This window comes from Algoriphagus mannitolivorans DSM 15301, from assembly GCF_000429425.1.
Taxonomy (GTDB): Bacteria; Bacteroidota; Bacteroidia; order Cytophagales; family Cyclobacteriaceae; genus Algoriphagus; species Algoriphagus mannitolivorans.
Genome location: NZ_KE386902.1, coordinates 199,137 through 212,501, shown reverse-complemented (window position 1 = coordinate 212,501; position 13,365 = coordinate 199,137). Strand labels below are relative to the sequence as shown.

The 13,365-nt window shown below is 44.7% G+C and carries 14 protein-coding genes; 5 read left to right on the top strand and 9 right to left on the bottom strand.

The window, feature by feature from the left end; translation table 11 throughout:
- Positions 1 to 2: 2 nt before the first annotated feature.
- The 7 genes from G458_RS0117860 to ubiE all read right to left on the bottom strand — a co-directional run bounded on the left by G458_RS0117860 (position 3) and on the right by ubiE (position 8,150).
- Positions 3 to 1,298 carry an NCS2 family permease gene (locus G458_RS0117860; protein ID WP_026953113.1) on the bottom strand — a complete coding sequence of 432 codons (1,296 nt, stop codon included), beginning with the start codon at positions 1,296 to 1,298 and terminating at the stop codon, positions 3 to 5.
- 38 nt (positions 1,299 to 1,336) lie between these two features.
- Entirely contained in the window at positions 1,337 to 2,107 is a 771-nt protein-coding gene (locus G458_RS0117855; protein ID WP_026953112.1) for a 3-ketoacyl-ACP reductase, read from the bottom strand.
- Positions 2,104 to 3,546: an oxidoreductase gene (locus G458_RS0117850; protein ID WP_026953111.1), complete on the bottom strand. Its 1,443-nt coding sequence runs from the start codon at positions 3,544 to 3,546 to the stop codon at positions 2,104 to 2,106. Before G458_RS0117850 ends, G458_RS0117855 begins: the two co-directional genes overlap by 4 nt.
- The gene (locus G458_RS0117845; protein ID WP_026953110.1) at positions 3,543 to 4,922 is read right to left on the bottom strand and encodes a glycoside hydrolase family 88 protein; all 1,380 of its coding nucleotides are present in this window, start codon (positions 4,920 to 4,922) and stop codon (positions 3,543 to 3,545) included. Before G458_RS0117845 ends, G458_RS0117850 begins: the two co-directional genes overlap by 4 nt.
- Entirely contained in the window at positions 4,912 to 6,324 is a 1,413-nt protein-coding gene (locus G458_RS0117840) for a sodium:solute symporter family protein (RefSeq protein ID WP_026953109.1), read from the bottom strand. The genes G458_RS0117845 and G458_RS0117840 overlap by 11 nt, the downstream gene beginning before the upstream one ends.
- A 345-nt stretch (positions 6,325 to 6,669) precedes the next feature.
- A complete protein-coding gene (porT, locus tag G458_RS0117830; protein ID WP_026953107.1) occupies positions 6,670 to 7,479 on the bottom strand; it encodes a type IX secretion/gliding motility protein PorT/SprT in 810 nt (269 codons plus the stop codon).
- On the bottom strand, positions 7,428 to 8,150 hold the full coding sequence (gene ubiE, locus G458_RS0117825; RefSeq protein ID WP_026953106.1) for a bifunctional demethylmenaquinone methyltransferase/2-methoxy-6-polyprenyl-1,4-benzoquinol methylase UbiE: 723 nt from the start codon (positions 8,148 to 8,150) through the stop codon (positions 7,428 to 7,430). Before ubiE ends, porT begins: the two co-directional genes overlap by 52 nt.
- A gap of 119 nt (positions 8,151 to 8,269) precedes the next feature.
- Here ubiE and yihA point away from each other — a divergent pair, with 119 nt between their 5' ends.
- The 5 genes from yihA (at position 8,270) to G458_RS0117800 (ending at position 12,255) form a co-directional block, all read left to right on the top strand.
- Positions 8,270 to 8,884: a ribosome biogenesis GTP-binding protein YihA/YsxC gene (gene yihA / locus G458_RS0117820; protein WP_026953105.1), complete on the top strand. Its 615-nt coding sequence runs from the start codon at positions 8,270 to 8,272 to the stop codon at positions 8,882 to 8,884.
- A gap of 32 nt (positions 8,885 to 8,916) precedes the next feature.
- Entirely contained in the window at positions 8,917 to 9,336 is a 420-nt protein-coding gene (locus tag G458_RS0117815; protein ID WP_026953104.1) for a DUF5606 family protein, read from the top strand.
- Between the two features lie 33 nt (positions 9,337 to 9,369).
- Positions 9,370 to 9,675: a hypothetical protein gene (locus G458_RS0117810; RefSeq protein WP_026953103.1), complete on the top strand. Its 306-nt coding sequence runs from the start codon at positions 9,370 to 9,372 to the stop codon at positions 9,673 to 9,675.
- 82 nt (positions 9,676 to 9,757) lie between these two features.
- Positions 9,758 to 10,882: a sugar phosphate isomerase/epimerase family protein gene (locus G458_RS0117805; RefSeq protein WP_026953102.1), complete on the top strand. Its 1,125-nt coding sequence runs from the start codon at positions 9,758 to 9,760 to the stop codon at positions 10,880 to 10,882.
- Positions 10,883 to 11,031: 149 nt separating this feature from the next.
- Positions 11,032 to 12,255 (top strand): ATP-binding protein, encoded by a 1,224-nt coding sequence (locus G458_RS0117800; protein ID WP_026953101.1) that lies wholly within the window; start codon positions 11,032 to 11,034, stop codon positions 12,253 to 12,255.
- 22 nt (positions 12,256 to 12,277) lie between these two features.
- Here the strand turns inward: G458_RS0117800 and rnhA are convergent, their stop codons facing one another.
- Both rnhA and G458_RS0117790 read right to left on the bottom strand, forming a co-directional pair.
- Positions 12,278 to 12,736, bottom strand: coding sequence for a ribonuclease HI (gene rnhA / locus G458_RS0117795; RefSeq protein WP_026953100.1), 459 nt, complete (start codon positions 12,734 to 12,736; stop codon positions 12,278 to 12,280).
- A gap of 49 nt (positions 12,737 to 12,785) precedes the next feature.
- On the bottom strand, positions 12,786 to 13,361 hold the full coding sequence (locus G458_RS0117790; RefSeq protein ID WP_026953099.1) for a MarC family protein: 576 nt from the start codon (positions 13,359 to 13,361) through the stop codon (positions 12,786 to 12,788).
- Positions 13,362 to 13,365 lie beyond the last annotated feature (4 nt).

Here is a 13,365-nt window from a genome sequence, read left to right as displayed (position 1 = left end):
TATCATATCCACAAAAAGAAAAGCGAAAGTACACTGATCACTGCTAAAATCGGGTTGATTTGAGAAGTTTTACCTGTCAGAAGTAGTAGTACCGTCCATGAGATAAAGCCAAACGAAATTCCCACTGAAAGACTGTAGGTGAATGGAATTAAGACAATGGTCAAGAAGGAAGGAAATGCCTCCTGAGGGTTATGCCAATTGATTTTCGTCAGAGGAATCACCATAAAAGAGCCAACCAGCACCAAAGCAATCGAGCTGGCAATCGAGGGAATGATGGACAAAAGCGGGGAGAAAAACATGAATGGAAGAAACAGCAAACCGGCCGTGATGGCAGTAAGTCCGGTCCTCCCTCCTTCCTCTATACCTACGGCAGATTCGATATAGGCCGTTCCAGAGCTACTGCCCACCAATCCCGCAAAGAGAGTTGCAAAAGAATCCGTCATCAGGGATTTGCGCATATTTCTGGGCGTACCGTCCGGGTCCTTTAAACCGGAAGCTTCAGAAAGCCCCACGAAAGTGGAAATCCCATCAAACAAAATGGTAAAGGTGAATACAAAAATAATCGGGACATAGGCGACCCTCAGAGAACCTAAAATATCCGCCTTTCCTACCAAACTAAAATCCGGCATGGCAAAAAAGCCTGTAAAATTTACCAGAGTAGATATTCCAAAATTTACCTCTGAAGCATCCCCCCACCATCTTCCGATTGGCCAGGCAAGCAAGGTGGTAAAGAGAATTCCGAAAATGATGGCTCCGGAGACTTTACGGATCAAAAGGGCCCCGGTAACCAACAAGCCCGCCAGAAAAGTCAGGGAAATAGGATCTTTAAACTGAGCCATCCCCACCAATGTCGCTGAATTATCCACTATGAAATGGGCGTTTTGAAAACCGATAAAACAGATAAACAAGCCGATCCCGGCTGAAACAGCATGCCGAATGGCCACGGGAATAGCCTGAATAATTTTTTCACGGGCTTGAAAAGCCGACAAAACCAAAAAAATCACGCCGGACCAAAATACAGCTCCCAATGCTTCCTCAAAACTCAGCCCGAAACCCTTGACTGCGGTATAGGTAAAAAAGGCATTGATCCCCATTCCCGGAGCGACTACGATGGGATTTTTGGCATACAGCCCCATCATCAAACTTCCGAATGCCGATACCAATACCGTCGCGGTAAGGACTGCCGAAAAGGGCATTCCTGCTTCAGCAAGAATGGCAGGATTGACAATGATGATGTAAAAACAGGCCAGAAAGGTTGAAATTCCGGCTAGGACTTCGGTTTTAAGTTGGGGCTTCATCCAGCCAAATTAGGCAATTGAAGGGCATTTTTAAAAGTCTACAATCGCCCCACCGTCAATCCTCCGTCAACTACAATAATTTGCCCGGTAGCATAGGGGAAATCTCCCCGAACCAAGGCTGCCACAATTTTCCCAACATCTTCCGGAGTCCCCATTCTGGGGTCCAGAGTCAATCCATTGGCAATCTTCTCCTCATAAATCTCTTTCACTTTCTCTGTCATGTCTGTAGCAATGACTCCTGGCTGGATTTCAAAAACCGGAATTTGCTGACTCGCTAAGCGGACAGCAAATACCTGAGACATCATGGAAAGGCCTGATTTCGCCATGCAATAGGTGACTCGATTGGTTGAGGCAAGTTGTGCAGATACTGAAGTAATGGTCACCAAAGCAAAGTCAGAGGAAGGTGAATTGGCTTTTTGCTCAAGCATCCAACGCACCACTGCCTGCGATAGAAAAAATGTCCCGCGCAAATTGATCCCCATCAAATGATCAAAATCTTCCTCCTGAACTTCCAATACATCCGCTCTCACTCTCGGTGCAACTCCGGCATTGTTGACCAGAAAATTCAAAGCCCCAAACTCTTTTCTCACCCCCTCAAGAATGGAATCCCTGTCTTTTTTCTCAGCAATATTTCCTTGGAAATACGCTACCCGGACTCCTTCATTTCTGAGGGATGAAATCACTTCCTCTACCTCAGATGCTGGTCTTACCCCATTCAAAGCCAAATCAATTCCTTCTTGGGCGAGTTTTTGGGCAATACCCAATCCGATCCCTCGGGTACCTCCGGTGATTAATGCTACTTTTCTCATTCTCCTTTCAGGATTTTAAGTTGATCGTATTCCGGCATGTTTTTGTATAGAGGATCCAATGGAAAACATCCCGAAATCATCCCGTTTCTCGGCGCGGTTGTACAGTCCGAAAAGGTCCTACAGATTTTGGCCCGTTTCAAGCCCTCCCCTTTCAGGATATCCGCCGGCATATCCGGATAGCTCAGCACCATCCTGCCAAATCCTATGGAATCTGCTTTCCCTGATCTTAGGACATGATGGCCAACATTGGGAAGCCATTCCTGCAGATAGGAATAGGCAGAGCCGATCACATAGAACTCCGGATAGGCCTGCTTGATTTCTGCAGTTGCCTGGATTTGTCTGGCCACCCCATGCAAAGGATCCTCCGGTGGCAAATATCCATCCGATGGAGGGAAAAGCGCCGGTCTCTGAATGTGCGGATTGTAGTAAGGACTACCGGCAGTGGTACAGAAAAGCTCAATCCCGAGTTCTTTGAGCACTTCCAAAAACTGAAAAGACTCGCTCATTTTGGCTTGAATTCCGCTCTCTTCTCCGCCAAAAGCATAGAGATAAGGAGCCTTTGCGGCTGGAATCCCAGTCTCTTCAGGCCCTTTTTGAAATGGCGCCCAATCGAAAATACTCATCCGAACGCCAATCTCCAGTCCAGGGGCTTCCCGCTGAATACCCCGAACAATTTCTCGGAGAAAACGAGTTCGGTTTTCAAAACTACCCCCATACTTTCCTTCCCGGTCATACGCACTCAGAAATTCATGCCCAAGGTATCCATGGCAATGTTTGATGTCCACGAAATGAAACCCTGCCTGCTGAGCCAGGACAGCGGCCTTGATATAATCCGCGATGATGGAGTCAATTTCTTCATCGCTCATTACAGGATAGTCATCTGAAAGGCCAAACTTTTGATTCAATACCGGATGAGGATAAAGAATTCTCGGTTCCATTTTCTTTTTGTCAAAAGGCTTGCAAAACCGCCCCGAATGAGTGAGTTGCAATCCGATCAAAAGATCCGAAGTATCCCCAAAATATTCTAAATGAGTTTCCTGAAGCATCTGGAACAGGTCCACAAATTCAGAAAATGTGTCTGGATTCAGCATCAACTGATTGGGATTTGCTCTCCCCTCGGGTCTAACCGCTACGGCCTCACAGCCCCATAACAATTTAGCCCCACTCAGAGCGAAGTTTTTCCATCGCCTTCTGGTCAATTCAGAAGGCCGTCCATCTTCCGTTCCGTCCCAACCTTCCATCGGAAGGATACATAAGGCATTCCCGATTTTTCTTCCAGACCTGAGGATATGCGGCTTGGCAAAAGGTGATTTTTCACCTGACTCCAAAATCTCATCAAACTCCATCCCGATACCTTCCTGATCCAAATGTTGCCGAAAAATCTCCGCTGTTTTGAGCTGGGCCACTCGGGGATATTGTGGTTTGTATTTGCCGCTCATTTTCCGATACAGTTTAGGTAAGTGTAATAAGGTTCTTGATTTCCCATCTTTTGAATCAGCAAAGCGAGTTCTCTGGCATGGTAATCTCCCCACATGCTGGATTCCCCATGGGCAACTTTCCCCTTTTCCGGTACATAATCCCAACCGTTAGGTTGATGATAGATAGAGTGCAAAATCAATCCCTGATGCTCTTTTTGGACAGAAAGGTAGGGTTCAGCAAAAAGAACTCCGGCCACTTGAATTCCAGCCTGAAAGTATTTTTTGGACCTTTCTGGATCTGAATCCTTAAGATAATTCCCAATTCGGATCAAGCCTTGGGCGGCGATGCAGGCAGCAGAGCTGTCCACTGGTTCATGGAGGTTAAAAGGATCCGCAGGTCTTTGAAGGTAATCTCCCAGGAGGTGGAGATTTGGGGCTCCGGTGTCCCAATAGGGAATTCCATCCACAGGGGTATTGGCAAGGTAAAATTCGCAAGTGGCAATGGCCGCTTGAGTCAATTCTTGGATTAACCCATCTTTGGAAATCACGGCTGCATAGTCATCCTCCTGGATTTGATCCAGAATTTCCAAGGTCTCTCCGATCCCACAAATCGCCCAGGCCAGTCCACGGGTCCATGTACTGAAGCCGGTATATCCCTGCTGGGAATTGGGGCAGCGGTAATTGCCATCGTTGGTATTAAAGATTATTTCATGGGCAGTTCTGCCCGGCACATCGTAACTATCCCTTCCTTTTCCATAAAAAACAGAATAACGAACCGTACTCAACAGATGCTGAACAGCTCTTTGAATCAGGGAAATTTTGACATCATTTTCCCCTTGAAGCACATGTCCCAATTGGTGGGAGACCACCAAGGCCCGGCAACTTCGGATCGTGTCCACAAACAAAGAGTGAGGCCCATTGAAGGAATAAATAAAACCTCCGCTTGGGATTTTTGTCCAACGGGTGGCTTGAACGGCTCCCGTCACTTTGAGGGCAAGTTGGTAAAACTCTTTCTCCCAGCTTGTACCCTCTATTTTTCCTTCAAGGATCAGTCTAAGGAGATTTCCATAGGTACTTACATTGTTAAACCCATGGTCATGAACCCCAATATGCGTGAGATGGGGAGCCATTTTTTGAACGGTATTCCTTCGGCCGATTTCCAGAAAATCCTTTTCTCCCGTAGCATCAAACTGCAAAATGGAAGACCCAAACTGAAAGCCCTGAGTCCATTCCGTCCAGCCACGAGTCACGTAAATTCCATTTTCCGTAAAAACTGGTGCTCCCTTGGAGGTGTCAAAACTCTCCTCGATAGAGCGGATTTTTTGGGCTGAAAGCTCCCAAAATCTGGGGAGGAGTTTTTGTACTTCTTTTATGCTAAAGTCAAAATTAAGCTGCATAAGTTTTCTTGTTATTGTAATGGTGAACCAGCATCAAAATAGCTGTCGCTGGAATTAAGATCAGGTACATGGCTGCATCGGTGGGCAATCCAACAAATCCTGCCGGAACCCATCCCAGTAAGCTGAGCACGAAATACCCTAAAGCAATGGCAGATAAAATCAAGATGGATTTGGGAGGCTTTTGGAAAATCACAGCACTCAAAACAACGGGAGCAATCATCGAAGTGCCTGCAAAACTTACTCTTGCCAATAGCACCAGTTCATCACTGATCAAGGTAGAAAAAACCAACACGATCAGCGAAAATACCAAAATCGCCAATTGTGTAATTCTCATTTTTTTCTTGTCCTCTCCCTTCAGCAAGGACCTCAGTTCAGTACCCAAAGCGAAAATTTGGGCATTGGTTGTAGAAAGACAAGCCGCAAAAAGACCTACCACCGCCAAGGCTGCAACGGGATTTGCCTGATCAAAGAGTAAGGCTGAAGAAAGAAATTCAGCGGTGCTGCTGTCAGCATAGCTTACCGCCCCATACAATCCGATAAAAGCGGTAGGAAGTATCACCAGAATAGCAAAGATACCAACCGCATAGGCCATTTTATGGACGGATTTGAGGTTTTTCATGACTACCAATCGGGTGGTGAATTGAGGCTGAGAAACCGGAATCATGACAATGGCAATGGTCGAAGCAATCAAAAAGGCGGAACTGAACAATCCCTTGGGCCCAGGAAGAGACAATAAAGCCTCATTGCTCTCCATGACTGCGCGGGTACCGGCTTCTACACCACCCGCCATGGACAGGCAGGTGACCCCAATGATCCAAATCACTACCAACAAGATTACCCCCTGAATGGCATCGCTATACATGATGGCTTTGAGCCCTCCTATTTCTGAATAAACCAGCATGATCATGACCAACAAGGCCGACCAACCCCAAAAGGGCATTAAATCCGGGAATGCAGCATTAAGGAAAATGGATATTCCCCGGATTTGGATCGCTACATAAGGGATCAAAAACAAAAAGGAACTCACGAATACCAGATATCCTGCCCATTTGTTTTGGAAGCAACTTTGCACAAAACCAGCAACCCCCTGATATCCCACCTCTGCTGCTCTTTTGCGCAGCGCATAGCCAAACCAGAGGATAAAGAACACCATCAAAGCATCTGAGAAGCCCAAAAATATCCAGGCTCCTACCCCATGAACCCGGAAGAAATCAGGCATTCCCATGAAGGTAAAAGCACTGAAAAGTGCCGCAGAAAAAGTCAAGAAACCAAGGATAGTCCCAATATTGGATCCAGCCAGCATAAACTCATCTGAACTCCTGTTTTTCCGATAAGACTTGTAAGAGGCGTAGGCCAAAGAGGCCAAAAACAGCAGGAAAAAGAAAATCAGCCAGCCTGTCATTTCTTATTGGAATCTAGATGAGGAAAAATTCTAGAGCCGACAAAAGTCAAGACTACGACTATGCAGGTCACCAGAAAACTAACCCAAAACACATAAGGCACCGGGCCCAACATTGGGTTTGATTTTCCTTGGGAAAACAAAAAAAGGAAGGATACAAGAGTCAATAAGACTACTGTGGATACGAGCAGTATCCATTTTTGGGAATTCATAGGCACTTCAGGTTATTTTGGGAACTGCCTCCTTGAATGAGGCATGCTTAAAGTAGCGAATTCCGCTTAATTCCTGTTTTGAATGAAAAAGTAAATACCTAAGAATCTACGGAAACAATTCCGTTACAAAGAAGGATTATTGGAAATTAAGGTAAATCGTAATAGACTTTCTGCGAAGGGATTCAATGGCAGAGGCGAAAGCCGGATCAGTCTTCTCTGGCAAATAGAGATTGTTTAAGCCATGGGAAAAGCGGATTTCAGGGGCAAACTTGAAAAAGCGAAAATAGATCTCAAATCCCATCCCTGCTTCTATGGTGAAGTCCTTTCCTGAGGTAACGATGGGGTCCACATTGGCTTCATCCTGAGATTTAGTTCTGAATTGGTAGCTTCCGCCCCCGATGAAGTACATCCGGGTATTGTTAAATCGCTGAGAGCGGTATTTGAAAAGCAATGGAAGTTCTACCACGGTTTCTTCATTCACCAGTTCTTCGGTTCGGATACCAAATGCATTGGGTTCGCTTGGACTTGGATTGCCAGTTCCGGGCAAATTATTGATAGGAGAGGCAAAGTAATTTACCTCTGTGTGGTATTCATAAAATCCGATTTTGGGAGTAAAAAGGAGGTTAACTTGATCGTGAAACCTCAAAATCCCGATAAAACCCAAGGAGAATCCCGGTGTCAATTTGGGATAGATAGAATGTACACCTCCTGTCACTGGGTCACTTGCCTTGACAAACGCTTCGGAATACCTAAGTTGATAGCCAGAGGTATGTCCGGAAAGAAAGAATCCGTAAGAAATGGGTTTATCATCCGAACCCGAAGTACTAGTCAGACCAAAGAGTCCTTGCGCAAATCCATCAGACAACCCAAAGACCAGCAGTAGAACTGAGAAGATTACTTTTGCCCTACATAGATGGAGCTGATACCAAAAGTGAGTGGTTTGCATACTGTGCTGTGAAATCCGACTTTTTTCAAGACTTTCAGAAAATCCTCCCCATCTGGGAAGGCCTGAACTGATTCCGGAAGATAAGTATAAGCAGAATTGTCCTTGGATACAATTTTACCCACTTGAGGAAGAATGGTATTGGAATAAAAGGAATAAGCCTGCTTCATCGGAAATGACCTAGGCTTGCTGAATTCCAAAATGACTGTTTTCCCTCCCGGCTTGAGTACCCGATACATGTCTGCCAGACCTTTTTCCAGATTTTCAAAGTTTCTGACTCCAAAAGAAACGATCACAGCATCAAACTTATTATCCTCAAAGAGCAATCCTTCTGAATCTCCGAGTTGCATCTCGATTTTGTCCTGAAGGCCTTTTTTGATCATTTTCTTCCGACCTTCGGAGAGCATCCCTTCTGAGATATCCACGCCGATGATCTTGTCTGGATTTAAGGCCAAAGCCTCGATAGCGAAATCACCCGTACCAGTTGCAATGTCCAAAATGAGTTTAGGCTGGTCTTTTTTGAGCATTTTGACGGCCTTTTTTCTCCAAATGATATCTATCCCCAAGCTCAACACATGGTTCAAAAGATCATATTTGGGGCTGATGTTATTGAACATCTCAGCTACTTGTGCCTTCTTAGGGTCTTGTTTGTCTTTGTAGGGTACTACAGCCATCACGAATCTTCTTTGGTGCGCAATATTACTACAGAAACATGAGGAATCGAAAATTGTTGGGTTTTCAAGTGAGAAGGCCTTCTCAAATAAAACCCTAATTTTGCAGGCAAATAAGAGTCATGATCAAGAAAGCTGAATTTGTCATAAGTAATACCAACCCGGAGAAATGTCCCAAGCCGGACCGCGCCGAGATTGCCTTTATCGGAAGATCTAATGTTGGAAAAAGCTCCCTGATCAATATGCTGACAGGAGTAAAAGAACTGGCAAAAACCTCCCAAAAGCCGGGAAAAACCCAATTGATCAATCATTTTATGATCGACAACCGCTGGTATATGGTGGATTTACCGGGATATGGCTTTGCCAAAGTGAGCAAGGATACGCGGGAAAAGTGGGAATCTATGATCAGCACCTACCTCACCAAAAGAAGTAATCTGTGCGGAGTATTTATCCTGATTGACAGTAGGCTGGAGCCTCAGAAAATAGATTTGGAATTTTTGACCTGGTGTGGGGTCGAAGGAGTGCCGGCAGCCTTGATTTTCACCAAAGCAGATAAGCAATCCAAAACACAGACGGATAAAAACGTAAAGGCATTTCTGAGCAAAACCGAAGAGATTTTCGAAGAAGCTCCGGATTATTTTGTGACATCGGCCGAAAAAGGAGCCGGAAAAGATGAAGTAATTTCCTTCATTGATGAGTTGGTTCAGGAATATGAAGCAGAGCATTTAAACGGATAACCTTATATTTGCAGCCTTATCAAATACTACCCATGAATTTTAAAGACATCGCCACAGTAGCCGGAAAGCCGGGTTTATATAGAGTATTAAAACCAACCCGTACAGGAGTGATTTTGGAATCTCTGGATGAGAAAAAAGCCAAATTAGTCGCCGGAATGTCCATGAGAGTGTCCATTTTGAGTGATATCTCCATCTATACCATGACTGAAGAAGGTGCTGAACCACTGGAGTCTGTCATGAAAAAAATCGAAGCAGAATTTCAGGGAGACACGGGAGTGGATTCTACTTCTTCAGACGCTGAATTGCGGGCATTTTTGAAGTCCGTCCTTCCGGATTTTGACGAAGCAAGAGTTTACACCTCTGACATCAAAAAACTCAACTCCTGGTACCAGTTGATCAGGATTTATGCTCCTGAAGTGCTTCAGGACAACACAGAAGAAAAAGAAGCTTAATTCTCAGCCCCGAAATCGGGGCTTTTTTATGCCATGGATCAATCACTGCTAGTCCAAACCTATCACCTGGTCTCTAAGGACTTTGAGCTCCCAGAGAATTCTGAAGATTTTTCTGAAGAGAAAGCTATTGGAATTTTGGCCAAAGCCATCAGCCAACTCATGGACAGAAATCTGGAGCGACTTCTCCAAATCTGCTACCGGATTGATCTTCCTGAACACAGACTTAAGCAAATCCTTCATGAATCCGAACCTGATCGGGTGGCTTTGGATTTGGCTCAAGCCCTTTGGGATAGACAAAAACAAAAGGTCGAAATCCGAAGAAGGTACTCAGGGATTTGAATTTCAGCTTGACCTTGCCTAATTTTTACAGCTCATTTCCCGGTTAACCACCGAGTCTTTCAACCTAACCCCCCCTTTCCCTATGGCAAATCCCATCTGGATCATGACCTCCGCTTTCGACCAGTTGAATCTGGATCAGACTATTGAAAAAGCAATTGAAATAGGAGTCCAGGGATTGGACCTGTGTGTCTTTCGAAAAGACGGCACCCGGGATGATTTTGTGGCCACCCATTTGGATTACGAAAACTTTGGCCCGGATCAGGCAAAAGCACTGATAGAAAAATTCAACGGGGCCCAGCTACGCCTTTCTCTTGGAGCCTTTGAAAATCTCATCGGCGGAGATCCTATTCATCGAGTCAAAAATCAAAACCACCTGCTAAAGCTAATCCGCATGGCTTATCTCCTTGGAGGTGATGAGAACGACGTGAAAGTCGGAACCTTTGTAGGCTACAACCATGAACTGGGAAATGAGGATGGAGGGTTTGAAAAAAACCTGCTGGAATACCAAAAGATTTTTGGACCTATAATTAAATATGCAGCAGATTTGGGCGTCACCGTGCTTTATGAAAATTGCCCCATGGAGGGCTGGAGAGGCTCGGGATTTACAGGCACCTACAATAATCTGACAGGGGTACTGGCTGCTCGTAAGCTGATGTACGAACTGGTTCCTTTGAAAAATCATGGGGAGATCTATGACCCTTCCCACGATGTATGGCAGCATACAGATCCGGTGGAAGTTATGAAACACACGGATATGGATCGCTTGAAGAGAATTCATGTCAAATCCACCAGAAACAATCCGGATCCTTTTTGGGGAAATATGTATCCCTTGCAACAAATCCGCCCAGAGTGGGCACAAAAGCTCGGCATTCCTTTCAGCACCAATCCTTGGGACCGGCACCATTACGAAGCCACTTTGCCGGGATTTGGATTAGGGGATTCCATGGACTGGAGAGCTTTCATCAATACCCTTAAGCAACAAGGCTTTTCAGGGCCTTTTGAAATCGAAAATGAGGCAGTCCTTTCCAAGCAAACCGGGAAAATGGGAGCCATCGTTCAAGGCTGCAAAGCGGCGGTTCAAAATCTAGCTCCCCTATTGTGGAACCTCACAGATGAAGGCTGGACCTATCCGGCCTCAGAATTTCATCCCCTGCAGGATTTGAATCATAAAGACGTACCTGTAGTCACGATGGAAGAGATTCGGTAGGCAGACCTTAGACAGGTGACAATAGGCGATTTAGTAGGAAAATCATTTAATGATTTACTTTTACAGAATAAACCTTTTTACTTTTTGAATGTAAATTTTTGTATTTTTATAAAGTGCACCGAGATTTTACTAGCTAAATTTTTGATCTGATGATACTTAAAGAGGATCTGCAAGCAGCTGTCGAAGGGCAAAGAAAAAGCCTTTCCAAAATAAAAGGATTGACTCAGCGGGAGGCCTTAGCAAAGTTCAGCCCCGCCAGTACTCATATCGAGGTGATAGCAGGTGTCAGGCGAAGCGGAAAAAGTACGCTTATGCGCCAACTCATTGAAGAAACAACCACTGATTTTGCCTATTTAAATTTTGAAGACCCAAGGATATTTGATTTTGAAATCGGAGATTTCGCAAAATTGGACGAGCTTTTTGGGGAAGAAGTTTCGACTTATTTCTTTGATGAAATCCAAAATGTGAAAGGATGGGAAGTGTTTGTAAGGCAACTTCATGATCGGGGCAGGAAGGTTTTCATTACCGGATCCAATGCTTCTCTTCTAAGTAGCGAATTAGGCACAAAGCTGACAGGACGACACCTTTCGCATGAAATTCTTCCATTCTCCTATTCAGAGTTTTTAGCCTATTGTAACCTTGAAAACTCAAATGAAAATTTCCTCGATTATTTGATCTCTGGAGGCTTTCCCGAGTATCTAAGAGACAGAAATCCTGAAGTCCTTCAGAATTTACTCAAAGACATCGTTTTTCGGGACATAGCTATTCGGCATGGAATCAAAAACACCCAAACACTGATGGAGATCACCTTATTTTTAATTGCCAACGTAGGAAAAACAACAAGTTTTAATAGCCTGCGAAAAACCTTCAACGTAGGCTCTCCGAGTACAGTCTCTGATTACTTGGCATGGCTGCAGGATTCTTACTTATTGTTTTTTCTGCCAAAATTCAGTTGGTCACAAAAAAGTATCTCCAAAAACGCCAAAAAGGTCTATTGTGTGGACACGGGGTTTGCTAAGGCAAACTCACTGAGCTTTTCCAAAGACAGCGGTCGACTTTTAGAAAACCTGGTCTATATCATTTTGAGAAAAAAGAGGATGGACTTATTCTATTTCAAAGAAAAAGGAGAGTGTGATTTTGTGGCTTTTGAAAACAAGCAGTGCAAATGGCTCATCCAAGTGACAGAACGAGTCCATGCTGACAACAAAAAGAGGGAATTAGATGGCTTAACGGAAGCTATGTCCTTTTTTGAAAAAGAAGAAGGCTTTATCCTAACCTTAGACCAAGAGGATAAATTAATCATTGAGGGAAAAACCATCCATTTGGTTTCGGTGAGAGGGTTTATTGAAAACTTCCTTACCGGAGACAGTTAAGAAAGATCACTTTCGAATTACTTCAATTACCCAAGCCTTGCTCATATCCTGTATCAGCTGGAAGGTTACTCCCCATGGCCGCGGCCACCGCCAATTGATCGCATCGTTCGTTTTCCGGATGTCCGGCATGTCCTTTGACCCAAAAGAACTTGGGCTTATACTTGAGGTGAAGAGGAATATATCTCAACCACAGATCAGGGTTCTTTTTGTCTTTGAAGCCTTTTTTCTGCCAAGCCCACAGCCATCCCTTTTCAATCGCATCGACGACGTACTTGCTGTCTGAAAAAATCTGGACTGGATACTCTGTAGTATTTAAGGCTTGCAAACCCCGGATCACCGCCAATAGCTCCATCCGGTTATTGGTCGTAAGCCGAAAACCTTCTGAAAGTTCTTTTTCATGCTTTCCAAACTTCAACACCACTCCATATCCTCCCGGACCGGGGTTTCCTTTAGCAGCCCCGTCTGTAAAAATTCGTACCATGCCACAAAGAAATAAAAAAAGCCGGGGACTCCGGCTTTCTAAAGATAGATCAGGTAAGGGGAAGTGCGTTAGTTTTGAAAATTTTTACCGCAATGGATAACAGAATGATCCCGAAAATCCTTCGGAGAACGTCCAATCCTGTTTTACCAAGTTTGCGCTCCAGCCAAGTCGTGCTTTTCAACACAGCATACACAAAGACTAGGTTGATAATAATACCTATTCCAATGTTGATTTGCTCAAATTCTGCTTTCAGGGTCAGGATAGTCGTCAATGTCCCTGCTCCCGCAATCAGCGGAAAAGCGATGGGCACAATGGATGCACTCGAAGATGCTTCGGGGTCAGGCTTAAATAGCTCAATGCCCAAAATCATCTCTGCACCCACGGCGAAAATGATCAAAGCCCCTGCGATAGCAAAATCCTCCACTCCGATTCCGAATAGATTCAAAATGGATTTACCTGCCAGAAGGAAGGCAATCATCAACAAACCTGCAGCAAGGGTGGCCTTCTCGGATTGAATATGGCCTACCTTTTTCCGAAGGTTAATGATGATGGGAATGGAACCCAAAATATCAATCACTGAAAACAGGATCAGGGAGACTGAGAAGATTTCTTTGACATTAAACATGCCG

Coding starts and splice junctions, on each gene's coding strand:
- G458_RS0117860 (WP_026953113.1), bottom strand. CDS start 1,298: ATGAAGCCCCAACTTAAAACCGAAGTCCTAGCCGGAATTTCAACCTTT.
- G458_RS0117855 (WP_026953112.1), bottom strand. CDS start 2,107: ATGAGAAAAGTAGCATTAATCACCGGAGGTACCCGAGGGATCGGATTG.
- G458_RS0117850 (WP_026953111.1), bottom strand. CDS start 3,546: ATGAGCGGCAAATACAAACCACAATATCCCCGAGTGGCCCAGCTCAAA.
- G458_RS0117845 (WP_026953110.1), bottom strand. CDS start 4,922: ATGCAGCTTAATTTTGACTTTAGCATAAAAGAAGTACAAAAACTCCTC.
- G458_RS0117840 (WP_026953109.1), bottom strand. CDS start 6,324: ATGACAGGCTGGCTGATTTTCTTTTTCCTGCTGTTTTTGGCCTCTTTG.
- porT (WP_026953107.1), bottom strand. CDS start 7,479: ATGCAAACCACTCACTTTTGGTATCAGCTCCATCTATGTAGGGCAAAA.
- ubiE (WP_026953106.1), bottom strand. CDS start 8,150: ATGGCTGTAGTACCCTACAAAGACAAACAAGACCCTAAGAAGGCACAA.
- yihA (WP_026953105.1), top strand. CDS start 8,270: ATGATCAAGAAAGCTGAATTTGTCATAAGTAATACCAACCCGGAGAAA.
- G458_RS0117815 (WP_026953104.1), top strand. CDS start 8,917: ATGAATTTTAAAGACATCGCCACAGTAGCCGGAAAGCCGGGTTTATAT.
- G458_RS0117810 (WP_026953103.1), top strand. CDS start 9,370: ATGGATCAATCACTGCTAGTCCAAACCTATCACCTGGTCTCTAAGGAC.
- G458_RS0117805 (WP_026953102.1), top strand. CDS start 9,758: ATGGCAAATCCCATCTGGATCATGACCTCCGCTTTCGACCAGTTGAAT.
- G458_RS0117800 (WP_026953101.1), top strand. CDS start 11,032: ATGATACTTAAAGAGGATCTGCAAGCAGCTGTCGAAGGGCAAAGAAAA.
- rnhA (WP_026953100.1), bottom strand. CDS start 12,736: ATGGTACGAATTTTTACAGACGGGGCTGCTAAAGGAAACCCCGGTCCG.
- G458_RS0117790 (WP_026953099.1), bottom strand. CDS start 13,361: ATGTTTAATGTCAAAGAAATCTTCTCAGTCTCCCTGATCCTGTTTTCA.